The organism is Burkholderia sp. MSMB2157WGS (genome assembly GCF_001532755.1).
In the GTDB taxonomy this organism is placed as follows: Bacteria; Pseudomonadota; Gammaproteobacteria; order Burkholderiales; family Burkholderiaceae; genus Burkholderia.
Window position 1 is genome coordinate 344,526 of the sequence record NZ_LPJG01000025.1, and the last position, 22,312, is coordinate 366,837.

The following is a 22,312-nucleotide window of genomic DNA, read 5'->3' on the forward strand; positions in this document are numbered from 1 at the left end:
CCCACGCCATAGAGGAAATCCCTAAGGCCGTGTCGTCGCACGAATACGCGCGCAACCGTATGCAACGCATGTTCCCGGCGCGGCGGCGAGCGCCTACGCGAGGTCCTGCGCGAGGCTCATTTCGAGGAATTGCGCGGCGACCCGCGACGGTGCGCCGCCATGCGGCACGAGAATGGAGAAATGCCGCGTGAGCGGCGCGGGCGCCAGCGAGCGCGGCACGAGCGCGGCATCCTCGTGACGCAGCGACATCGCGGACACGAACCCGACGCCCATTCCTGCGCGCACGGCCTCCTTCACCGCCTCGACCCCCGCGATCTCGAACGCGACGCGCATCGGCGCGCCGCCCTGCGCGAACGCGCGCTCGACGAGTTGCCGCACGGCGGAACCCGCCTCGCGCAGCACGAGCGGATGGGCGGCGAGCGCGTCGAGCGTCACGCCCGCGTCGTGGCCGGGCGCCGCGAGCGGATGGCCGGCCGGCACGATCGCGACGATCTCGTCCTCGTGCCACGCGTGCACGGCCGTGCCCGGCGGCAACGTCTCGCCGGGCGGCCCTTCGATCAGCGCGATGTCGAGCGACGGCAGCGCCGCGACCACGTCGGCCGTATTGCCGCTCATCGTCTGGATCGACACACGCGGCGCGCGCGGCTGGAACGCCGCGATCAGATACGGCAGCAGATAGCTCGCGGGCGTCGTGCTCGCGCCGATACGCAGCGTGCCGGCCTCCAGCCCGCGTATCGCGTCTCGAAACGCACGCGCCTGCGCGAACGTGTCGCGCTGCGCCCTCGCGTATTGCGCGAGTTGCTCGCCGACCGGCGTCAGGCGGATGCCGCGGCCGTCGCGCTGGTACAGCGGCTCGCCGAACTCGTCCTGCAGCAGCCGCAACTGGCCCGATACGGCCGGCTGCGACAGATGCAGCGCCACGGCGGCGCGGCTGATGTTCAGATGCTCGGCGACGGCGGCGAACGTTATCAGTTGATCCGGGGTCATGACGATGAATTATCGGCTTTCCGGATAGTTTACGTCACAAATCACAATTTTTCATATCGATATAACGAAACTAGGATTACACCATCGCCACACGCTCCATCACGGTGCCTCCATGCCCACTGCCCCGACTCCCCCTCTCAGCCATGCCGCGCCGTCGATGCGCGGCCAGTTGAACGGCGTGCTGTTCGTCGCGCTGTTCGCCGCCGCCGTCACGAGCCTCGCCGAGCTTCCCGCGATCGCGGGGCTCGGCCTGTCGCCGCTGATCGTCGGCATCGTCGCCGGGGCAGCGTACGGCAACGGCCTGCGCGACGGCATGCCGGCCAGCTGGGCGGCCGGTGTCGATTTCTCCGCACGCAAGCTGCTGCGCATCGCGGTCGCGTTCTTCGGGTTGCGCGTGAGCCTGCAGGAAATCGCGCAGGTCGGGCTGCCGGGCCTCGCGGTGTCGGTGCTGATCGTCGTCAGCACGCTCGCGATCGGCACCTGGGTCGGCATGAAGCTGATGAAGCTCGATCGCGACGCCGCGCTGCTGACCGCCGCCGGCAGCGCGATCTGCGGTGCGGCCGCCGTGCTCGCGTTCGAGTCGACGCTGCAGTCGAAGCCGCACCAGAGCGCGATGGCCGTGGGTAGCGTCGTGCTGTTCGGCACGCTGTCGATGTTCCTGTACCCGGTCGCCTATCACGCCGGGTGGCTGAACCTCGATCCGGCCGGCCTCGGCCTGTTCTTCGGCGGCACGATCCACGAAGTCGCGCAGGTGGTCGGCGCGGCGAGCGACATCAGCCCGCAGGTCGCGCACGTCGCGACGATCGTGAAGATGACGCGCGTGATGCTGCTGGTGCCGGTGCTGCTCGCGCTCGGCTGGTGGCTCGCCCGCTCGGCGCGCTCGGCTCGCGACACGGCCGGCGGCGCGCAAGGCAAGCGCAAGGTGGCGGTTCCCTGGTTCGCGCTCGGCTTCCTCGGCTTCGTGATCGTCAATTCGCTGAACGTGCTGCCTGCGGACGTCACGCATACGCTGAACGTGCTCGACACCTTCGCGCTGACGATGGCCATGACCGCACTCGGCATCGAGACGCGTGTCGCGCAGATCCGCGCAGCCGGCCCGCGTGCGCTGATGACCGGCCTGATCCTGTACGTGTGGCTGATCGCCGGCGGCTACGGGATCACCTGGGCCGTGCAGCACTGGCTTGGCTGAGCCGCACGTCCGTGACGGTTCGCGCGCCGCGCCCGACGGGAAGATCCCGCGGGCGCGGCGCAGTGCTATGCTTCGCGTCGTTTTCCATCGCCCCCTTTCAGCCGTGCTCTCGTTTCTGCTGAAGCTGCGCACTCGCGCCCAAACGCTGTTCCGCCTGTCGGACGCCCATACGATGCTGATCTGGTCGGCCATCGTCGGCGTCGGCGGCGCCTTTGCCACGATGGCGTTCCGCGAAGGCATCGACCTGATGCAGCACCTGATCTCGGGGCAGAGCGGCAGCTTCGTGCAGATGGCGAAGCGCCTGCCGTGGTACGTGCGGTTCTGGATGCCGGCCGCGGGCGGATTCCTCGCCGGCTGCGTGCTGCTGCTCGCGACGCGCGGCGACCGTCAGGCCGCCAACACCGACTACATGGAATCGGTCGCGCTCGGCAACGGCGTCGTACCGGTACGGCAGAGCCTGTGGCGCAGCGTGTCGTCGCTGCTGACGATCGGCAGCGGCGGCTCGATCGGCCGCGAAGGCCCGATGGTGCAGCTCGCGGCGCTCGCGGCGTCGCTCGTCGGCCGCTTCGCGCACTTCGACCCGCCGCGCCTGCGCCTGCTGGTCGCTTGCGGCGCGGCGGCCGGCATCACGTCCGCTTACAACGCGCCGATCGCCGGCGCCTTTTTCGTGTCGGAGATCGTGCTCGGCACGATCGCGATGGAGAGCTTCGGGCCGATGGTGGTCGCGTCGGTCGTCGCGAACATCGTGATGCGCGAATTCGCCGGCTACCGGCCGCCGTACGAGATGCCGGTGTTTCCGGCCGTGACCGGCCCCGAGGTGCTGCTGTTCGTCGTGCTCGGCACGCTGTGCGGCGTGCTGGCGCCGCAGTTCCTGCACCTGCTCGACGCGTCGAAGACGCAGTTCAAGCGGCTGCCCGTGCCGCTGCCCGTGCGGCTCGCGCTCGGCGGCCTCGTCGTCGGCCTGATCTCGGTGTGGATTCCGGACGTGTGGGGCAACGGCTACAGCGTCGTGAACCACATCCTCCATTCGCCATGGACCTGGCAGGCGCTCGTCGCGGTCCTCGTGTTCAAGGTCATCGCGACCGCCGCGACGGCCGGCTCGGGCGCGATCGGCGGCGTGTTCACGCCGACGCTGTTCGTCGGCGCCGTGTTCGGCTCGCTGTTCGGGCTCGCGATGGACGCGCTGTGGCCAGGCCATACGTCCGCGTATTTCGCGTACGCGATCGTCGGGATGGGCGCGTTCATGGCGGGCGCCACGCAAGCGCCGCTGATGGCGATCCTGATGATCTTCGAGATGACGCTGAGCTATCAGGTCGTGCTGCCGCTGCTGGTGTCGTGCGTGTTCGCGTATTTCGTCGCACGCGCGACGGGCACGACGTCGATGTACGAGATCACGCTGCACCACTACCAGGACGCGCAGGAGCGGCAGCGCCTGCGCACCACGCAGATGCGCGAGCTGATCCAGCCCGCGCAGACGGTCGTGCCGCTCACCGCGAGCGTCGCCGACATGACGCGCGTGTTTCTCGAATATCCGGTGAAGTATCTGTACGTGACCGACGACGCCGGGCGCTTTCGCGGCGCGGTCGCGCTGAAGGACATCACGTCGGACCTGCTCGACAAGCGCGACACGACCGACAAGACGGCCGCGCACTACGCGCATACGCCGTTTCCGCTGCTCACGCCCGACATGCCGCTCGCGACCGCGCTCGAGCGCTTCATGGCGTTCCAGGGCGAACGGCTGCCGGTGATCGAGAGCGAAGCCGAGCCGACGCTCGCGGGCGTCGTCTACAAGACGTCGCTGCTCGACGCGTACCGGCGGATGACCGGCGAGCGCTGACCGTCGGCCGCGCGTGCCGTACACCGCCGCGCGCTGACCGTCGGATGCCGCGCGTAGCGCTCCGGCAACGGACGTGCGGCCGTCAGTCCGGCGCGCGCCCCAGCACGACCCGCGCGAAGAACCCCGCGAGCACCGCTTCCGCCGCGTCGACCGACACGTGCTGCGGATCGGCCGTGTAGTACGACTGCACGCCGTCGCACAGGCACATCAGCCCGAACGCGAGCGTGTCGGCCGGCAGCAGCAGCGGCGTGCCCGACCGCTCGGCGAAGCGCTGGATGAATTCGGCCATCTGCACGCGCTTGCCGTGCAGGAACTGGTTGAAGCGCACGCGGAACTTCGCGTCGCGCGCGGCCTGCAGTTTCGCCTCGCCCCACAGCAGCGAGTATTCGTCGTCGCGAAACAGCGTACGGTAATACGCGAGCGCCATCGATTCCATCTGCTCGCGCGTGCCGCCCCCTTCGAAAATCGCCTCGAAGTCGGCGCGCACCTCGTCGTGATTACGCTCCAGCAATTCCAGCAACAGGTCGGACTTGCTGCGGAAATTCGAGTAGAACGCACCGCGCGTATAGCCGGCCGCCGCCGCGATGTCCTCGACGCTCGCGGCCACATAGCCTTTCTTCAGAAAAATTCGATGCGCGGCTTTCAGCAGACGTTCGCGCGTCTGGTCCCTGCTCTGCTCGCGAGTTAAGCGCTGTGGTTTCATGACGCGCAGTCTAGCATCCCCTCCCTTTCAGATTCATCTTTGCATTCAAATACAGGTGTGTATTAGAATTCGCCACAGTTTCCGAAGATGTCGTTCGTCTGTCCGCGTGCGCCGGTGCCGGCGCCGCTCGGGGCAAGCGCCCGCCGCGCTTGCCGGCTTCGTACCGCTCCACCTCACCTGGGGGTTTCGTGAATCGCTCCGGTTCCCGCGCCGCGCTGCTGATCGGCGCCGCGCTCGTCCTTGCCGCCTGTCATCCGAAAGAATCCGCACCGCCCGCCCCGCGCCCCGTCGTCGCGCTGCCCGCACGGGCCGACACCCTCGCGGCCGCGCGCACGCTGCCCGGCGACATCCAGCCGCGCTACGCCACCCCGCTGTCGTTCCGCATCGCCGGCAAGATCATCGAGCGCCGGGTGCGGCTCGGCGATACGGTGAAGGTCGGCCAGGTCGTTGCGCTGCTCGATCCGTCCGACGTCGAGAAGAACGCCGCAAGCGCGCAGGCGCAACTCGATGCCGCGACGCACACCCTCGCGTTCGCGAAGCAGCAGCTCGATCGCGATCGCGCGCAGGCCCGCGAAAACCTGATCGCGACCGCGCAGCTCGAACAGACCCAGAACAGCTACACGTCGGCGCTCGCGCAACGCGACCAGGCGCAGCAGCAGCTCGCGCTCGCGAAGAACCAGCTGCGCTACGCGACGCTCGTCGCCGATCATGCGGGCGCCATCACCGCCGAACAGGCCGATACCGGCCAGAACGTGTCGGCCGGCCAGCCGGTCTACCAGCTCGCGTGGTCGGGCGACGTCGACGTGGTCAGCGACGTGCCCGAGGCCGCGCTCGCGTCGCTCGCGCCCGGTCACGCGGCCACCGTCACGCTGCCGGCGCTGCCGGGTCGCCGGTTCGCCGCGAAAGTCCGCGAAATCGCGCCGGCCGCCGATCCGCAAAGCCGCACCTATCGCGTGAAACTCACGCTCGGCGCGCCCGATCCGGCGATCCGGCTCGGGATGACCGCGGACGTCGCGTTCGACGGCGCACCGGCCGCCGCCGATACGCAGCCGATCACGCTGCCTGCGACCGCGCTGTTCCACGACGGCGCGCACCCGGCCGTCTGGGTCGTGCGCGCGAAGGACGACACGCTCGAGTTGCGCCGCGTCGACGTCGCGCGCTTCAACGAGCGCACCGTCACCGTGTCGCACGGGCTGCAACCGGGCGAGCGCGTCGTGCTGCAGGGCGTGCATACGGTCAGCGCGGGCGAGAAGGTGCGCGCGATCGCGCCGCTGCATCCGGAGGACTTCGCATCGTGAGCGTCTCCCACGAAGAAGGCCGGTTCAACCTGTCCGCATGGGCGCTGCGCCACCAGGCGCTGGTCGTCTACCTGATCGCGCTCGCGACGCTCGCGGGCATCCTCGCGTACACGCGGCTCGCGCAATCCGAAGACCCGCCGTTCACGTTCCGCGTGATGGTGATCCGCACCTTCTGGCCTGGCGCGAGCGCGCGGCAGGTACAGGAACAGGTGACCGACCGGATCGGCCGCAAGCTGCAGGAAACGCCGGCCATCGACTTCCTGCGCAGCTATTCGCGCCCCGGCGAATCGCTGATCTTCTTCACGATGAAGGATTCGGCGCCGGTGAAGGACGTGCCCGAGACCTGGTACCAGATCCGCAAGAAAGTGGGCGACATCGGCTATACGCTGCCGCCCGGCGTGCAGGGCCCGTTCTTCAACGACGAATTCGGCGACGTCTACACCAACATCTGGACGCTCGAGGGCGACGGCTTCACGCCCGCGCAACTGCACGACTACGCGGACCAGTTGCGCACCGTGCTGCTGCGCGTGCCGGGCGTCGGCAAGGTCGACTATTTCGGCGACCCCGACCAGCGGATCTTCATCGAGGTGAACAACGCGCAGCTCACGCGGCTCGGCATCTCGCCGCAGCAGCTCGGGCAGGCGATCAACGCGCAGAACGACGTGTCGTCGGCCGGCGTGCTGACGACCGCCGACGATCGCGTGTTCGTGCGGCCGAGCGGCCAGTTCGACAACGTCGGCGCGATCGCCGATACGCTGATCCGCATCAACGGCCGCACGTTCCGGCTCGGCGATCTCGCCACGGTCCGGCGCGGCTACGACGATCCGACCGTCACGCAGATGCGCAGCAACGGCAAGGCCGTGCTCGGCATCGGCGTCACGATGCAGCCGGGCGGCGACGTGATCCGGCTCGGCAAGGCGCTCGACGCCGAATCGAAGGAGTTGCAGGCGCAACTGCCTGCGGGGCTGAAGCTCGTCGAGGTGTCGAGCATGCCGCACGCGGTCTCGCATTCGGTCGACGACTTCCTCGAAGCCGTCGCCGAAGCGGTCGCGATCGTGCTGGTCGTGAGCCTCGTGTCGCTCGGGCTGCGCACCGGGATGGTCGTCGTGATCTCGATCCCGGTCGTGCTCGCCGTCACCGCGCTGTTCATGTACCTGTTCGACATCGGGCTGCACAAGGTGTCGCTCGGCACGCTCGTGCTCGCGCTCGGGCTGCTCGTCGACGATGCGATCATCGCGGTCGAGATGATGGCCGTGAAGCTCGAACAGGGCTACAGCCGCGCCCGCGCCGCCGCGTTCGCGTACACCAGCACCGCCTTCCCGATGCTGACGGGCACGCTCGTCACGGTATCGGGCTTCCTGCCGATCGCGCTCGCGAAATCGAGCACCGGCGAATACACGCGCTCGATCTTCGAGGTGTCGGCGATCGCGCTGATCGCGTCGTGGTTCGCGGCCGTCGTGCTGATCCCGCTGCTGGGCTTCCACATGCTGCCTGAGCGCAAGCGGCACGCACACGAGGCGCACCTGCCCGACGATCACGAGCACGACATCTACGACACCCGCTTCTACCGGCGGCTGCGCGGCTGGATCGACTGGTGCATCGAGCGGCGCTTCGTCGTGCTGCTGATCACGGGCGCCCTCTTCGTCGTGGCGATGATGGGCTTCTCGCTGGTGCCGCAGCAGTTCTTCCCGAGCTCCGACCGGCCCGAGCTGCTGGTCGACCTGCGGCTGCCCGAAGGCGCGTCGTTCGCGGCGACGCTGCGCGAGACCGAGCGCCTCGAGAAAGTGCTCGACAAGCGCCCCGAGATCGATCATTCGGTGAACTTCGTCGGCAGCGGCGCGCCGCGCTTCTACCTGCCGCTCGACCAGCAACTGCAACTGCCGAACTTCGCGCAGTTCGTGATCACCGCGAAATCGGTCGAGGATCGCGAGAAGCTCGCGACCTGGCTCGAAACCACGCTGCGCGACCGCTTCCCGGCCGTGCGCTGGCGGCTGTCGCGGCTCGAGAACGGGCCGCCGGTCGGCTATCCGGTGCAGTTCCGCGTGAGCGGCGACAGCATCGCGACGGTCCGCTCGATCGCCGAGAAGGTCGCGGCGACGATGCGCGGCGATGCGCGCACGGTCAACGTGCAGTTCGACTGGGACGAGCCGGCCGAACGCTCGGTACGCTTCGAGCTCGACCAGAAGAAGGCGCGCGAGCTGAACGTCACGTCGCAGGACGTGTCGAGCTTCCTCGCGATGACGCTGTCCGGCACGACCGTCACGCAGTATCGCGAGCGCGACAAGCTGATCGCCGTCGACCTGCGCGCGCCGCAGGCCGATCGCGTCGATCCGGCAAAACTCGCGGGCCTCGCGCTGCCGACGCCGAACGGCCCCGTGCCGCTCGGCTCGCTCGGCCGCTTCACGCCGACGCTCGAATACGGCGTCGTGTGGGAGCGCGACCGCCAGCCGACCATCACCGTGCAGTCGGACGTGCGCGCCGGCGCACAGGGCATCGACGTCACGCACGCGGTCGACGCGAAGCTGAACGCGCTGCGCGCGCAGTTGCCGGTCGGCTATCGGGTCGACATCGGCGGTTCGGTCGAGGAAAGCGCGAAGGCGCAGACGTCGATCAACGCGCAGATGCCGCTGATGGCGATCGCCGTGTTCACGCTGCTGATGATCCAGCTGCAGAGCTTCTCGCGCGTGCTGATGGTCGTGCTGACCGCGCCGCTCGGGCTGATCGGCGTGGTCGCGACGCTGCTGCTGTTCGGCCAGCCGTTCGGCTTCGTCGCGATGCTCGGCGTGATCGCGATGTTCGGGATCATCATGCGCAACTCGGTGATCCTCGTCGATCAGATCGAGCAGGACATCGCGGTCGGTCACGGCCGCGTCGACGCGATCATCGGCGCGACCGTGCGGCGTTTCCGGCCGATCACGCTGACGGCCGCGGCCGCCGTGCTCGCGCTGATTCCGCTGTTGCGCTCGAACTTCTTCGGGCCGATGGCGACCGCGCTGATGGGCGGCATCACGAGCGCGACCGTGCTGACGCTGTTCTACCTGCCCGCGCTGTACGCGACGTGGTTCCGCGTGAAGCGCGACGAACGCGACCCGCACGACGGCCCGCCGCCAAGCGGCAGCACGCCGGCCGCGCCGTCGGGAGCCTGACCATGGATCGATCGATGACCCTGAAAACCAAAGCCGTGCGGGCGCTCGCGCTGGCGAGCGTCGCCGGCCCGCTCGCGGGCTGCGCGTGGTTCGCGCCGAGCGGCGAGCCGCCCGCGATGCCGTCGCCCGCGCACTACGGCGCGGCGCCGCAAGTCGAGCAGACCGTGTCCGCGCACGGTGTCGCGCAGCAGTTCGAGGTCGGCGCGCGGCCGGTGCCGGACTGGTGGAAGCAGTACCGTTCCGATGCGCTGAACGCGCTCGTCGACGAAGGGCTGCGCAACAACCCGACGCTGAGTGCGGCGTCGCATTCGCTGGATGCCGCGCGCGAACAGTTGCGCGGGCAGATCGGCAGTTCGATGCTGCCGTCGATCGACGCGGTCGGCCAGGCCGCGCGCCAGCGCGCGCTCGGCGTACCGATTCCCGCGCTCGGCGCGCCGACGCTGTTGTACGACACGTTCGTCGGGCAACTGCAGGCGAGCTATACGGTCGACCTGTTCGGCGTGTCGCGCTTCGCGAACCGCGCGCTCGCGAAACGCGTGGACGTCAGCGCGTTCCAGCTCGAATCCGCGCGGCGCGCGCTGGCCGCGAACATCGTGACCGCGTCGATCACCGTGGCGGTGCTCGATGCGCAGATCGAGACGACCGAACGGCTCGTCGCGCTCGCGAACGACCAGGCGCACGACGCCGAGCGCCGCCATGCGCTCGGTTCGGCATCGCGCAGCGACGCGCTGACGGCCCGGCAAAGCGCCGACACGTTCGCCGCGAGCCTGCCCGCGCTGCGCCAGCAGCGCGACTCGGCGCGCCATGCGCTCGCGGTGCTGGTCGGCCGCACGCCCGATCGGCCGCCGGCCGATCTCGCGCTCGCCGATCTGCACCTGCCCGAGCAAGTGCCCGTCGTCGTGCCGTCGGACCTGCTGCAAAGCCGCCCGGACATCCAGGCCGCGGACGCGGGACTGAAGGCCGCCGCCGCCGAAGTGGGCCTCGCGACCGCGCAGATGTTTCCGCAACTGTCGCTGTCGGCGGCGATGGGCAAAGGCGGTTTCAGCTGGCCGACGATGCTGTCGGGCGCCGGCGCGATCTGGAACGTCGGCGCGTCGCTGAGCCAGCCGATCTTCCACGGCGGCGCGCTGCTCGCGCAGCGTCGCGCGGCGAAGGCGACCTACGAGGCCGCGGTCGACCAGTACAAGCAGGCGGTGCTCGGCGCGTTCCAGAACGTCGCCGATTCGCTCGCGGCGGTCGAGCACGACGCGCAGGCGCTCGATGCGTCGTCGCGCGCCGCGCTGTCCGCGCGGGGCGCCTACGACGACGCGGCCGCCCGCGTGCGGCTCGGCGCGCTGCCGCCGTCGGCCGCGCGCGCGAGCGAGTTGCAGTACCGCAATGCGCGGCTCGACGAGATTCGCGCGACCGGCGCACGATTCGCGGATACCGCGCGGCTCTACCAGGCGATGGGCACGCCGCCGGCGGGCAACGGCGACGGGTCCGGTAAAACCGCCGGCGCAGCCGGCAACGACGCGCGCGCCGCCGCCACGCCCGACGGTGCATCCTCGACCCAGTAGCGCGTTCCTTCGATCGGACGGGCGTGCGACGCCCCGCCACGTCCGTCCGATCGCCAATCTTCCGCTTGACCCTCACGTAGCGTAACGTTCGAGACTCCAGTGTGCGCACCAACGGAGGAACGAATGCGGCTGAAAGTGGGAGAACTGGCGAAACGCACCGGGCTGACCGTCCGCACGCTTCATCACTATCACGCAATCGGTCTGCTGACGCCTTCGGCGCGCGCCGACAACGGCTACCGGCTGTACGACCGCGACGACATCGCCCGGCTCCACCAGATCCAGGCCCTGCGTCGCTTCGGACTGTCGCTCGCCGAAATCGGCGATTACCTGAACCGGCCAGGCACCCCGCTCGTCGATCTCGTCGCAAAACAGATCGCGTCGCTCGACCGCCAGCTCGCGCAAACCGCGCAGCTGCGCGAGCGGCTCGCGAGCCTGCATGCGCAGCTCGCGGCGGGCGCCGAGCCGGAACTGGCCGATTGGCTCACCACACTGGAGTTGATGACCGTGTACGACAAATATTTCTCCGAGGAAGAACTCGCTCGCCTGCCGATGTACCAGAAGAGCCAGGCCGGCGACGCCGAATGGATCGCGCTCGTTGCCGAAGTGCGAGCGCTGCACGATGCGGGCGTGCCCGCCGAGGACGAGCGCGTGCGCGCGCTCGCCGCGCGCTGGATGGCGCTGCTGGTACGCGACACGAACAACGATCCGCGCTTGCTCGCGAAGCTGAACCTGATGCACGAGCAGGAACCGTCGATGCAGTCGAAGATCGGCATTTCGACCGCATTGCGCGACTACGTGCTGCGTGCCTCGTCGGAAACGAAGATGCGGCTGTTCGAGAAGTACCTCGCGCCGGACGAGATCCGCTTCATGCGGGCGCACTATCGCGAACGCGCGACGGAATGGCCGCAACTGATGGCCGACGTGCGCGACGCGGTCGAATCGGGCGTGCCACCCGATTCGCCGCAAGGCCGTGCGCTCGCGCAGCGCTGGCTCGAGCTGTTCTGCAGCTACGCAGGCCACGATCCGGCCACGCACGCGAAATTCCGCGCGGCGCTGGCGAACGAGCCCGCGCTGACGAAGGATTCGTGGGCCGACGACACGCTGATCGGTTTCGTGCGCGAAGCGATGGCGCAGCTGGCGCCGGTGCGCTGATCGCATGATGCGCGGGCGGCAAGCGGGTTTCCTGCTCGTCGCCCGTTTCACCATCGGCAGCCGGCATCGCGTGCAGTGCGACGTACCCGGCGCATCCGGAGACGAACGCGCGATGATCGGCAAAGCCGCGTGCCGCCGCCGGCCGCGCGGCAGGCCCGTTCAGCGCTCGCGCGCGCCGAGGCCGAGCGCCTTCATCCGCCGGTACAGCGTCCGTTCGCTCAATCCGAGCTGCTCGGCGAGCGCCTTGCGCGTGCCGTCGAACGCGCAAGCGATACGGACCAGCTCCGCATCCGACACGCCGCGCGCATTCACCGCCTGCGCGTGCGGCGCCGCCGCTGCCGCGACGAGCTCGGCCGGCAGATGTTCGACGCGAATCGTCCCGTCGTCCGCGAACAGGCACGCGCGCTCGAGCACGTTGCGCAGCTCGCGGATGTTGCCGGGCCACGCATACGCGTCGAGGCACGCCCGCGCGCGCTCGGTCAGCACGAACGGTCGGGCCGTGAACGGTCGCGCATTCGTGTCGCTCGCATTGCCGCGCGCGTTCGCGATCCGCCGCAAGATCGATTCGGCCAGCAGCGCGATGTCGCCGCGCCGTTCGCGCAGCGCCGGCAGCGGAATCGGAAACGCGTTGATCCGGTAGTAGAGGTCCTGCCGGAACCGGCCGTCGTCGATCATCTCGCGCAGCGGCTTGTGCGTGGCCGCGACGAGCCGGAAATCGGCGCGCAGCGCCTCGACGCCGCCGACGCGCCGGAACGTGCCCGATTCGATCAGCCGCAGCAGCTTCACCTGCATCGGCAGCGGCACGTCGCCGATCTCGTCGAGAAACAGCGTGCCGCCCTGCGCGGTTTCGACGAGGCCCGGCTTGCGCTGGTTTGCGCCCGTGAACGCGCCCTTCTCGTAGCCGAACAGTTCGCTCTCGAACAGCGTCTCGGCGATCCCCGAGCAATCGACGACGACGAACGGCCCCATCGCGCGATCGCTCGCTTCGTGCAGCGCGCGGGCGAACAGCTCCTTGCCGGTACCCGATTCGCCGAGCAGCAGCACCGGCAGCGTCGACGGCGCGACGCGCTGCAGCGCGCCGAGCGCCGCATTGAACGCGTCGGCGCCGCCGACGAGCCCTTCCGCGCTCGGCTGCGCGGACGCGCTGCGCACCGTCGTCAGCCGCTCGACATACGCGATCACGTTGCCGTCCGCGTCGAAGATCGGCCGCAGCTCGACGTCGACATGCTCGGGGCCGCGCGGCGTGTGGTGGATGTGCAGCACGCGGTTCAGCCCGCGCGATTCGAGCGCCTGCTTCATCGGGCAATGCTCGCCGGCCTGGTCGCACGGCACGTCGTAGCGATGCGACACCTGGAAACAGTGCCGGCCCACATGCTCGACGCCGGCCACGCCGAACTGGCGCCGGTACGCATCGTTCGCCGCGAGGATGCGGTAGGCGGGATCGACCACGATCATCGGCTGCGGGTCCTGCTCGAGATACGCGACGAGCGCGCGGACATCCGGCATCGCGTCGCGGCGCGGGGCAGGAACGATCGGAATGGTGTCGTGCGGATTCATGCGCAGGCTCGCTTGGCGAAGAGGCGCCCGGACGGACTGCCAGGCTGACTGCCAATTCTGCCACGACACTGCCAGTTGTGGCGGTCCCTGTCAGCCATCGGCTGTCGTTGTCGCCCTCGCGGCGACGCCGGCGCACCGAAAACCCGAGCCGAATCAAGTCCCTGGCGCATCGGCCGGTGCCGCGCCGCCCGCTGGCACGCTTCTTGAAATGAAGATCGCGATTGCAGATGCAGAACCCGATCGAGGACACCCCGTGAGCAACGCCCCCGCCCTGTCGGTCGAAGGCTTTTTCGACCCGGCGACCCACACCGTCAGCTATCTGCTGCTCGATACCGCGAGCCGCGCGTGCGCGCTGATCGACAGCGTGCTCGACTACGACCCGAAATCCGGCCGCACCCGCACCGTCAGCGCCGACCGGCTGATCGCGCGTGTCGCCGAGCTCGGCGCGACCGTGCAGTGGCTGCTGGAGACGCACGTGCACGCCGACCACCTGTCGGCCGCGCCGTACCTGAAAACGCAGGTCGGCGGCCAGATCGCGATCGGCTCGCACGTGCGCCGCGTGCAGCACGTGTTCGGCACGCTGTTCAACGCGGGCCCCGGCTTCGCGGCGGACGGCCGTCAGTTCGATCGGCTCGTCGACGACGGCGACACGCTCGCGCTCGGCGCGTTGACGATCCGCGCGCTGCACACGCCGGGCCACACGCCCGCGTGCATGACCTACTGCGTGGCCGACGCGACGCAGCGCGCGGCGTTCGTCGGCGACACGCTGTTCATGCCCGACTACGGCACGGCCCGCTGCGACTTCCCGGGCGGCGACGCGCGCACGCTGTACCGCTCGATCGCGCGCGTACTCGCGCTGCCGCCCGACACGCGCCTGTACCTGTGCCACGACTACCAGCCGGGCGGCCGCGACGTGCAGTTCGTGACGACCGTCGCCGAGCAGCGCCGCACGAACGTGCACGTGAAGGACGGCGTGACCGAGGACGATTTCGTCGCGATGCGCACCGCGCGCGACGCGACGCTCGACATGCCCGTGCTGATGCTGCCGTCCGTGCAGGTCAACATGCGCGCCGGCCACCTGCCCGAGCCCGAAAACAACGGCGTGCGCTACCTGAAGATCCCGCTCGACGCGATCTGAGCCGCGCGCCCCGCCCCCTCCGGAGAACCCGACATGACCATTCGCAAGCTGACCGACGCGCAGTCGGTCCCGCCGCCGATCGCGGCGGCCGACCTGCCCGCGCTTCACGCGGCGGGCATCCGCCAGACGGCGCCGGCCGCGGACGCGCGGCACGACATCGTGATCGTCGGCGCCGGCGCGGCCGGCATCGCGGTCGCGTCGAGCCTGCGCGCGCGCGACGCGTCGCTCGACATCGCGGTAATCGATCCCGCCGACGTTCACTATTACCAGCCCGGCTGGACGATGGTCGGCGCGGGCGTGTTCCGGCCCGGCGCCACCGCGCGGCCGATGACCGACGTGCTGCCGCGCGGCGTGCAGCGGATCCGGGCCGCCGTCGCGGGCTTCGAGCCCGACGCGCACGCGGTCGTGCTCGACGGCGGCCGACGCATCGGTTATCGCAGGCTCGTCGTGTGCCCGGGGCTCAAGCTCGACTGGCACGCGATCGACGGCCTCGCCGACACGCTCGGCCGCAACGGCGTCACGTCGAACTACCGCTACGAACTCGCGCCGTACACGTGGGAGCTCGTGCGTGCGTTCCGCGGCGGCAATGCGCTCTTCACGCAACCGCCGATGCCGATCAAGTGTGCGGGCGCACCGCAAAAGGCGATGTACCTGTCGTGCGACCACTGGCGACGCACGGGGCGCCTCGACGCCGCGAACGTCGAATTCCTGAATGCGGGCGGCGCGCTGTTCGGCGTCGCCGATTACGTGCCCGCGCTGATGGAGTACGTGAAAAGCTACGACATCGCACTGTCGTTCGGCCATGACCTCGTCGCGATCGACGGGCCCGCGCGCCGTGCGACGTTCTCGCGCACGCTGCCGGACGGCGGCAAGGAAACGGTCGAGCGTTCGTTCGACATGATCCACGTCGTGCCGCCGCAGAAGGCGCCCGACTTCGTGCGCGCGAGCCCGCTCGCCGACGCGGCCGGCTGGATCGACATCGATCCGGCGACGCTGCGGCACACACGTTTTCCGGACATCTACGCCCTCGGCGACGTCACCAACACGCCCAACGCAAAAACGGCCGCGGCCGCCCGCAAGCAGGCGCCCGTCGTCGCGCACAACCTGCTCGCGTCGCTCGGCCTCGCATGGGGCGACGCCGCGTACGACGGCTACGGCTCGTGCCCGCTCACCGTCGAGCGCGGCAAGATCGTGCTCGCCGAATTCCTGTACGGCGGCAAGGTCGCCCCGACCTTTCCCGCATGGCTGATCGACGGCAAGCGGCCGTCGCGGCTCGCGTGGCTGCTCAAGGAGCGCGTGCTGCCGCCGCTCTACTGGAAGGCGATGCTCAAGGGCCGCGAATGGCTCGCGAAGCCCGCGATCGCACGTTGACCGGAGCGCGATGACGTCATGCTGATTTCCCTCGTACTGGGCGGCTTCGTCGGCGCCGTGCTCGGCCTGACCGGCGCCGGCGGCGGCATTCTCGCAGTGCCCGCGCTCGTCGTCGGGATGAGCTGGCCGATGCAGCAGGCCACCCCCGTCGCCCTCGTCGCGGTCGCGGGCAGTGCCGCGCTCGGCACGCTCGAAGGCTTCCGCCGCGGGCTCGTGCGCTATCGCGCGGCGCTGCTGATGGCCGTGGCCGGCGTGCCGCTGACCACGCTCGGCGTCCGGCTCGCGCACGTGCTGCCGCAGCGCCTGCTGCTCACGCTGTTCGCGCTGACGATGCTCATCGTCGCCGGCCGCCTGCTGCGACAGGCACTGCGACCGCAGCCGGCCGATGCCGACGCGTCGCCGCTGTGCGTCGGCCGCGTGAATCCCGATACGGGCCGGCTCGTGTGGTCGTGGCCCGTGGGCGTCGCGCTGGCGTCGACCGGCGCGGTCACGGGCTTGATGACGGGATTGCTCGGCGTCGGTGGCGGCTTCGTGATCGTGCCGATGCTGCGCAAGTTCACGAACGTGTCGATGCATGGGGTGGTCGCGACGTCGCTGATGGTGATCGCGCTGGTCGGCACCGGCGGCGTGCTCGCGACGCTTGCATCGGGCACGCGCGCGCCGCTCGACGTGACGCTGTGGTTTACCGTCGCGACCGCGCTCGGCATGGCCGCCGGCCGCGGCGCGTCGCGCCGCCTCGCCGCGCGGCACGTGCAGGCCGGCTTCGCGGCCGTGCTCGTCTGTGTCGCGCTGGGGTTGCTGGCGAAGGCGGCGTTCGGCGCGTGAACGCCGACGACGGGCCGGCGATCACGCGCCGCCAACGAAACGCCCGGCCCGACTCGTCGTCGGCACCGGGCGTTTTTCACGGCGGCAACCGCCGGCGCGTCAGGCCGCGAACCCCGCCATCCGCTTGCGTTCCTGACGCAGCATCACGAAGTTCGCGATCACGACGCCGGCCGTCACGGCGATGATGAACAGCGTCGCGAGCGCGTTCATCTCCGGGTTCAGGCCGAGGCGCACGCGCGAGAACACGACGAGCGGCAGCGTCGTCGAGCCGGGGCCCGACAGGAACGCCGACAGCACGAGGTCGTCGATCGACAGCGTGAACGACAGCAGCCAGCCCGCGATCAGCGCCTGCGAGATCAGCGGCAGCGTGATCGTGAAGAACACCTTCAGCGGCGTCGCGCCGAGATCGAGCGCGGCTTCTTCCAGAGACGGATTCAGCTCGCGCACGCGCGACTGCACGATGATCGCGACGTACGAGATGCACAGCATCACGTGGCCGAGCCAGATCGTGAACACGCCGCGCTCGGCCGGCCAGCCGATCCACTTCGCGAGCTCGATGAACAGCAGCAGCAGCGAGATCCCCTGGATCACCTCGGGAATCACGAGCGGCGCGTTGATCATCCCGCTGAACAGCGCGAAGCCGCGAAAACGTCCCATCCGCGCGAGCACGAAGCCGGCCCACGTGCCGATGAACACCGACGCGAACGCGGTCAGCACGCCGATCTTCAGCGACAGCCATGCGGCCGCCAGCAGCTCGTCGTCCTCGACGAGCGCCGCGTACCAGCGGAACGAGAAGCCCGACCACACGGTGACGAGCTTCGACTCGTTGAACGAATAGACGATCAGGCTGATGATCGGGATGTACAGGAACGCGAAACCGACGAACAGCGCCGTGAACTGCAGGTAACGATTCGGCTTCATCGACGGCCTCCCTGTTCCTTCGCCTGGAAGTGCTGGAACATCGCCATCGGCACGAGCAGCAGCAACACCATCGCGCAGGTCACGGCCGACGCCATCGGCCAGTCCGCGTTGTTGAAGAACTCGTTCCACATCACGCGGCCGATCATCAGCGTATTCGCGCCGCCGAGCAGCTCCGGAATCACGTACTCGCCGACCGCCGGAATGAACACCAGCAGGCAGCCCGCGACGATCCCGTTCTTCGACAGCGGCAGCGTGATCTGCACGAATGCCTTCCACGGCTTTGCGCCGAGGTCGTACGCGGCTTCGAGCAGGCGCAGGTCCATCTTCACGAGGTGCGCGTAGAGCGGCATCACGAGGAACGGCAAGTACGAATACACCATCCCGATGTACACCGCGTAGTTCGTGCGGTACAGCTCGATCGGCGTATGCGTGAGCCCGATCCACATCAGGAAGTTGTTCAAAAGCCCGTTGTTCTTCAGGATCCCGATCCATGCGTACACGCGGATCAGGAACGACGTCCAGAACGGCAGCATCACGCCCATCATCAGCAGGTTGCGGGTGGCCGGGTTCGACCGCGCGATGTAGTACGCCATCGGATAGCCGAGCAGCAGACACAGCAGCGTCGTGATCGCGGCGACCCACACCGAGTTCACGTAGGTCGCGAAATACAGGCTGTCCGTGAGCAGGAACGCGTAGTGCGACAGGTTCAGCGCGATGTGCACGACGCCGTCCGCGTACGACGCGAGCTCCGTATACGGCGGGATGCCGAGCTGCAGCTCCGCGAAGCTGATCTTCACGACCAGCACGAACGGCACGAGGAAGAACAGCACGAGCCACGTGAACGGCCCGGCGACGACCGCCGTGGCGCCCGTCAGGTTGAAGCGCCGCACCGGCCACGCGAGCAGGGACTTGAACGCGCTCATGACGTCAGCACCACGCCGGCGGTCGCGCTCCAGCGCACGTAGATCTCGTCGCCGAGCGCCGGCGTGTCGAGTTCGGAAATCGCGAGGCTCGACACGTTCGCGACCACCGTCTTGCCCGCGTCGAGCTTCACGTGATACAGCGAATAGCCGCCCATGTACGCGACGTTGCTGATCCGGCCGCGCGCCCAGTTGAACGCGCCTTCGGGCGGCTTGCGCGTGAGCGCGATCCGCTCGGGGCGCACCGACACCGTGACCGGCATGCCGAGCGGGCCCGAGATTCCGTGACTCACGTACAGCCGGCTCGGCAGCTCCGGCGATTCGATGTACACGTGATCGGGTTCGTCCTCGACCGTCACGCCGTCGAACAGGTTCGTCGAGCCGATGAATTCGGCCGAGAAGCGGCTGTTCGGGTATTCGTACACTTCGTTCGGCGAGCCGATCTGCACGATCTGGCCTTCGCTCATCACGGCGAGGCGGTTCGCCATCGTCATCGCCTCTTCCTGGTCGTGCGTGACCATGATGCAGGTGACGCCGACCTTGTTCAGGATGTTGACGAGCTCGATCTGCGTGCGCTGGCGGATCTGCTTGTCGAGCGCGGACATCGGCTCGTCGAGCAGCAGCAGTTTCGGACGCTTGACGAGCGAACGCGCGAGCGCGACGCGCTGCTGCTGGCCGCCCGACAGCTGGTGCGGCTTGCGCTTCGCGTACTTGCCCATCTGCACGAGTTCGAGCGCCGCGGCAACGCGCTCCTTGATCTCGGCCTTCGGCGTGCCTTCCTGCTTCAACCCGAACGCGACGTTCGACTCGACCGACATGTGCGGGAACAGCGCATATGACTGGAACATCATGTTCACGGGCCGCTTGTACGGCGGCATCTGCGCGAGGTCCTCGCCGTCGATCAGGATCTTGCCCGACGTGACCGTCTCGAGGCCCGCGAGCATCCGCAGCAACGTCGACTTGCCGCAGCCCGAGCTGCCGAGCAGCGCGAACAGCTCGCCCTGGCGCACGGTCAGGTTGACGCTGCGCACGGCTTCGGTGTCGCCGAATTTCTTGACGACGTCGACGATCTGGACAAAGTTCTCGGCGCGCGCATCGGCGCCGGAGGAAGGAACGGAGAACGGCGCGCCCGCGACCGGCGCGCCCGACTGGCTATTCATGATGTGCTGCTTCTCTCCTGCGTTAGACGAACAAAGCCCCCGGGGGCACCAGGGGCTTCATGACTGCGGGTTCACTTCGGCTCGCGTCAGCGGCCCGACTTCAGCTCGGTCCACAGACGCGTCTGCAGACGCTGGATTTCAGGCGGCAGCGGCTTGAGCAGGAACAGCGTCTTCACGACGTCGGCCGGCGGGTAGACCGCCGGATCGTTTGCGACGTCGGGGCGCACGTACTTGCGTGCCTCGGCGTTGGCGCTCGGGTAGTACACCGCGTTGGTGATCGCCGCGTGCACCTTCGGATCCTCGATGTAGTTGATCCACTGCAGCGCGGCTTCCTTGTTCTTCGCATCCTTCGGGATCGCCATCACGTCGAACCACACCGGCGCACCGCCCTTCGGAATGTAGTACTCGATTTTGTACGGCTTCTTCGCCTCGATCGCGCGATGCTTCGCGATCACGACGTCGCCCGACCAGCCGAACGCGAAGCAGATGTCGCCGCCGACCAGGTCGTTGATGTAACCCGACGAGTTGAATTGCGTGATGTACGGACGGATCTTCTTCAGCACGTCCATCGCGGCCTTGTAGTCGGCCGGGTTCGTGCTCATCGGATCCTTGCCGATGTAGTGCAGCGCCGCCGCGAACATCTGGTCGGGCGCGTCGAGCACCGACACGCCGCAGGTCTTCAGCTTCGACAGGTTTTCCGGCTTGAACAGGATGTCCCAGTTGTCGAGCGGCACCTTGCCGAGCGCCTGCTGCGCCTTCGTCAGGTTGTACGCGAGACCGGTCGTGCCGTATGCCCAGGGCACCGAGTACTTGTTGCCCGGGTCCGCGCCGGCGACGAGCGCCATCAGTTGCGGATCGAGGTACTTGAGGTTCGGCAGCTTCGACTTGTCGAGCGGCGCGAAGATGCCGGCGGCGATCTGCTTGCCCGCGTAGTTGCTGGTCGGCACGACGATGTCGTAGCCCGAGCTGCCCGTCAGCAGCTTCGCCTGCAGCGTGTCGTCGCTGTCGTAGTTGTCGTAGCGGACCTTGACGCCCGCCTGCTTCTCGAAGTTCGGGATCGTGTCCTTCGCAATGTAGTCCGACCAGTTATAGACATTGAGCTGCGTATCCTTCGCCGCTGCCGCCGATGCCCCCACGCACAGCGCGAGCGCCGCGAACCGGCCCACTACCTTTGCTTTCATCCCGTTCTCCCTCCGGCCGGACGCGTTGCCCGGCTGCCGTCTGCCTCGTCATGGCGGCGCATTCTGGCGCGCCGCCCCTCGAAAACCCCGAAAACTACCATCATTCGCGCCCCGTCACAAAAAAATCATGCCGGTGTCGCGCAAACGGAACAGATTCCCGCTGCTGGCCGTTCGGCCTGCCCGTGCGGCGGGGCGTTCCGGGGGAATTCTATCGGGTAATCGGCGGCTGTCCACCGGGAAAAGCGGACGGCGACGAACCTGCGCTCGCATGGCGGGTACGACCGCCCGGCGAACGCGGCCGACGCCCGGCCGGCCCGTCCCGTCGCCGCGCCGGGGCGACCCGCCGGCGTCGGCGGCCGGCCGGGCCGCCGCGATGCATTAAAATGGCGGCTGACGATTCAACGGCGCGAACCTCCCGATGGCATCCAATCTTCACGACCTCCCCGACAGCCCCTGCATCGGCGTGTGCTCGACGCTCTTCGACGAAGTCTGCAAGGGCTGCGGCCGCACGGCCGCCGAAGTCTCGAACTGGGTGTTCCTGAGCGACGACGAAAAGCGCGCGGTGTGGGAGCGTATCACGCGCGAAGGCACCGCGATGCGCTTCCAGTACGACAAGCTGTAAATCCGCCGCGCAAAAAAAGAGCGGCATGCCGACCGCCATGCCGCCAACCCCAACTCTGTTCTTGTTCCGTCGCGTCTAGAACTTCATCCCGACGCCCACGCCGACGATCAGCGGATCGATGTGCAGCGTGCCGATGCCCTTGTCGCCGAGCGTCGCATCGGTGCTCATCCAGATCTTCTTCACGTCGACGTTCATGAACACCTTCTTCGTCAGCTGCACGTCCACGCCGAACTGCAGCGCGGGGCCGAAGCTGCTCTTGTTGATCGACACGCCCTCTCCGCCGACGTTGAGCCCGTTGTTGTAGAAGTACGTGTAGTTCAACCCGGCTCCGACGTACGGCCGCACCTTGCCCGCATGGTTGAAGTGATACTGCAGCAGCAGCGTCGGCGGCAGCACGCCCACACCGCCGAGATTGCCGAGGCTCGACGTCAGTTGGTGCCGCGACGTGCCGAGGATCAGCTCGACGCCGAGGTAATCGCGGATCATGTACGTGAAGTCGAGCTCGGGCACGATCGCGTTGTTCACGCCCGTGTTGATCGCGCCGAGCGTATCGCTCGCGCGCTCGTTCGGCTGGATGCTGATCGCGCGCAGCCGGACCAGTACGTCGCCCTGGTTGATGCCGTCGCCCGGCGACGCCGCGTGCGACAGCGACGGCATCGCGACGACGCCGGCCGCGACGGCGGCTGCGGTGATACAAGTTCGAATCGTTTTATGCATGGTACGGACCCCCAAAGAATGGTTACCATTCT

Annotated in this window: 18 protein-coding genes; 10 read left to right on the forward strand and 8 right to left on the reverse strand. The window is 68.6% G+C overall.

Features of this window, described 5'->3' with window-relative positions; translation table 11 throughout:
* Positions 1 to 93: 93 nt before the first annotated feature.
* On the reverse strand, positions 94 to 987 hold the full coding sequence (locus WT53_RS16520) for a LysR family transcriptional regulator (protein ID WP_034207381.1): 894 nt from the start codon (positions 985 to 987) through the stop codon (positions 94 to 96).
* Positions 988 to 1,099: 112 nt separating this feature from the next.
* Between WT53_RS16520 and WT53_RS16525 the strand changes: the two genes are divergently transcribed.
* Both WT53_RS16525 and WT53_RS16530 read left to right on the forward strand, forming a co-directional pair.
* Entirely contained in the window at positions 1,100 to 2,176 is a 1,077-nt protein-coding gene (locus WT53_RS16525) for a YeiH family protein (RefSeq protein WP_060260690.1), read from the forward strand.
* A 103-nt stretch (positions 2,177 to 2,279) separates the two neighbouring features.
* Positions 2,280 to 4,013 carry a ClcB-like voltage-gated chloride channel protein gene (locus tag WT53_RS16530; protein ID WP_218921412.1) on the forward strand — a complete coding sequence of 578 codons (1,734 nt, stop codon included), beginning with the start codon at positions 2,280 to 2,282 and terminating at the stop codon, positions 4,011 to 4,013.
* 82 nt (positions 4,014 to 4,095) lie between these two features.
* On the opposite strand, the gene WT53_RS16535 is transcribed toward WT53_RS16530, so the two are convergent.
* Complete coding sequence (locus WT53_RS16535; RefSeq protein WP_034207384.1) at positions 4,096 to 4,716, reverse strand: TetR/AcrR family transcriptional regulator; 621 nt, start codon at positions 4,714 to 4,716, stop codon at positions 4,096 to 4,098.
* Positions 4,717 to 4,904: 188 nt separating this feature from the next.
* Between WT53_RS16535 and WT53_RS16540 the strand changes: the two genes are divergently transcribed.
* The 4 genes from WT53_RS16540 (at position 4,905) to WT53_RS16555 (ending at position 11,868) form a co-directional block, all read left to right on the forward strand.
* On the forward strand, positions 4,905 to 6,014 hold the full coding sequence (locus tag WT53_RS16540) for an efflux RND transporter periplasmic adaptor subunit (protein WP_059785883.1): 1,110 nt from the start codon (positions 4,905 to 4,907) through the stop codon (positions 6,012 to 6,014).
* On the forward strand, positions 6,011 to 9,160 hold the full coding sequence (locus tag WT53_RS16545; RefSeq protein WP_060260693.1) for an efflux RND transporter permease subunit: 3,150 nt from the start codon (positions 6,011 to 6,013) through the stop codon (positions 9,158 to 9,160). The genes WT53_RS16540 and WT53_RS16545 overlap by 4 nt, the downstream gene beginning before the upstream one ends.
* A 2-nt stretch (positions 9,161 to 9,162) precedes the next feature.
* A complete protein-coding gene (locus WT53_RS16550; RefSeq protein ID WP_060260697.1) occupies positions 9,163 to 10,716 on the forward strand; it encodes an efflux transporter outer membrane subunit in 1,554 nt (517 codons plus the stop codon).
* 123 nt (positions 10,717 to 10,839) lie between these two features.
* On the forward strand, positions 10,840 to 11,868 hold the full coding sequence (locus tag WT53_RS16555) for a MerR family transcriptional regulator (RefSeq protein WP_034207388.1): 1,029 nt from the start codon (positions 10,840 to 10,842) through the stop codon (positions 11,866 to 11,868).
* A 159-nt stretch (positions 11,869 to 12,027) separates the two neighbouring features.
* Here the strand turns inward: WT53_RS16555 and WT53_RS16560 are convergent, their stop codons facing one another.
* Positions 12,028 to 13,425, reverse strand: coding sequence for a sigma-54-dependent Fis family transcriptional regulator (locus WT53_RS16560; RefSeq protein ID WP_060260701.1), 1,398 nt, complete (start codon positions 13,423 to 13,425; stop codon positions 12,028 to 12,030).
* A gap of 253 nt (positions 13,426 to 13,678) precedes the next feature.
* On the opposite strand from WT53_RS16560, the gene WT53_RS16565 reads away from it, so the two are divergent.
* From WT53_RS16565 to WT53_RS16575, 3 genes are read left to right on the forward strand one after another with little or no spacing between them, the layout of a single operon-like run.
* Complete coding sequence (locus WT53_RS16565; RefSeq protein ID WP_060260704.1) at positions 13,679 to 14,563, forward strand: MBL fold metallo-hydrolase; 885 nt, start codon at positions 13,679 to 13,681, stop codon at positions 14,561 to 14,563.
* A gap of 33 nt (positions 14,564 to 14,596) precedes the next feature.
* A complete protein-coding gene (locus WT53_RS16570; RefSeq protein ID WP_060260705.1) occupies positions 14,597 to 15,934 on the forward strand; it encodes an FAD/NAD(P)-binding oxidoreductase in 1,338 nt (445 codons plus the stop codon).
* A gap of 18 nt (positions 15,935 to 15,952) precedes the next feature.
* Positions 15,953 to 16,759, forward strand: coding sequence for a sulfite exporter TauE/SafE family protein (locus WT53_RS16575; RefSeq protein WP_060260707.1), 807 nt, complete (start codon positions 15,953 to 15,955; stop codon positions 16,757 to 16,759).
* Between the two features lie 99 nt (positions 16,760 to 16,858).
* Here WT53_RS16575 and WT53_RS16580 read toward each other — a convergent pair whose 3' ends face one another.
* The 4 genes from WT53_RS16580 to WT53_RS16595 form a co-directional block, all read right to left on the reverse strand.
* Complete coding sequence (locus WT53_RS16580; protein ID WP_034207392.1) at positions 16,859 to 17,680, reverse strand: ABC transporter permease subunit; 822 nt, start codon at positions 17,678 to 17,680, stop codon at positions 16,859 to 16,861.
* Positions 17,677 to 18,603 (reverse strand): ABC transporter permease subunit, encoded by a 927-nt coding sequence (locus WT53_RS16585; RefSeq protein ID WP_060260710.1) that lies wholly within the window; start codon positions 18,601 to 18,603, stop codon positions 17,677 to 17,679. The genes WT53_RS16580 and WT53_RS16585 overlap by 4 nt, the downstream gene beginning before the upstream one ends.
* Entirely contained in the window at positions 18,600 to 19,760 is a 1,161-nt protein-coding gene (locus WT53_RS16590) for an ABC transporter ATP-binding protein (RefSeq protein WP_059785905.1), read from the reverse strand. The genes WT53_RS16585 and WT53_RS16590 overlap by 4 nt, the downstream gene beginning before the upstream one ends.
* An 86-nt stretch (positions 19,761 to 19,846) precedes the next feature.
* Positions 19,847 to 20,941, reverse strand: coding sequence for a polyamine ABC transporter substrate-binding protein (locus WT53_RS16595; RefSeq protein ID WP_034207395.1), 1,095 nt, complete (start codon positions 20,939 to 20,941; stop codon positions 19,847 to 19,849).
* Positions 20,942 to 21,359: 418 nt separating this feature from the next.
* Between WT53_RS16595 and WT53_RS16600 the strand changes: the two genes are divergently transcribed.
* Positions 21,360 to 21,563 (forward strand): DUF1289 domain-containing protein, encoded by a 204-nt coding sequence (locus WT53_RS16600; protein ID WP_006493160.1) that lies wholly within the window; start codon positions 21,360 to 21,362, stop codon positions 21,561 to 21,563.
* A 75-nt stretch (positions 21,564 to 21,638) separates the two neighbouring features.
* Here the strand turns inward: WT53_RS16600 and WT53_RS16605 are convergent, their stop codons facing one another.
* Positions 21,639 to 22,280: an OmpW family protein gene (locus WT53_RS16605; RefSeq protein WP_034207396.1), complete on the reverse strand. Its 642-nt coding sequence runs from the start codon at positions 22,278 to 22,280 to the stop codon at positions 21,639 to 21,641.
* Positions 22,281 to 22,312: the final 32 nt, after the last annotated feature.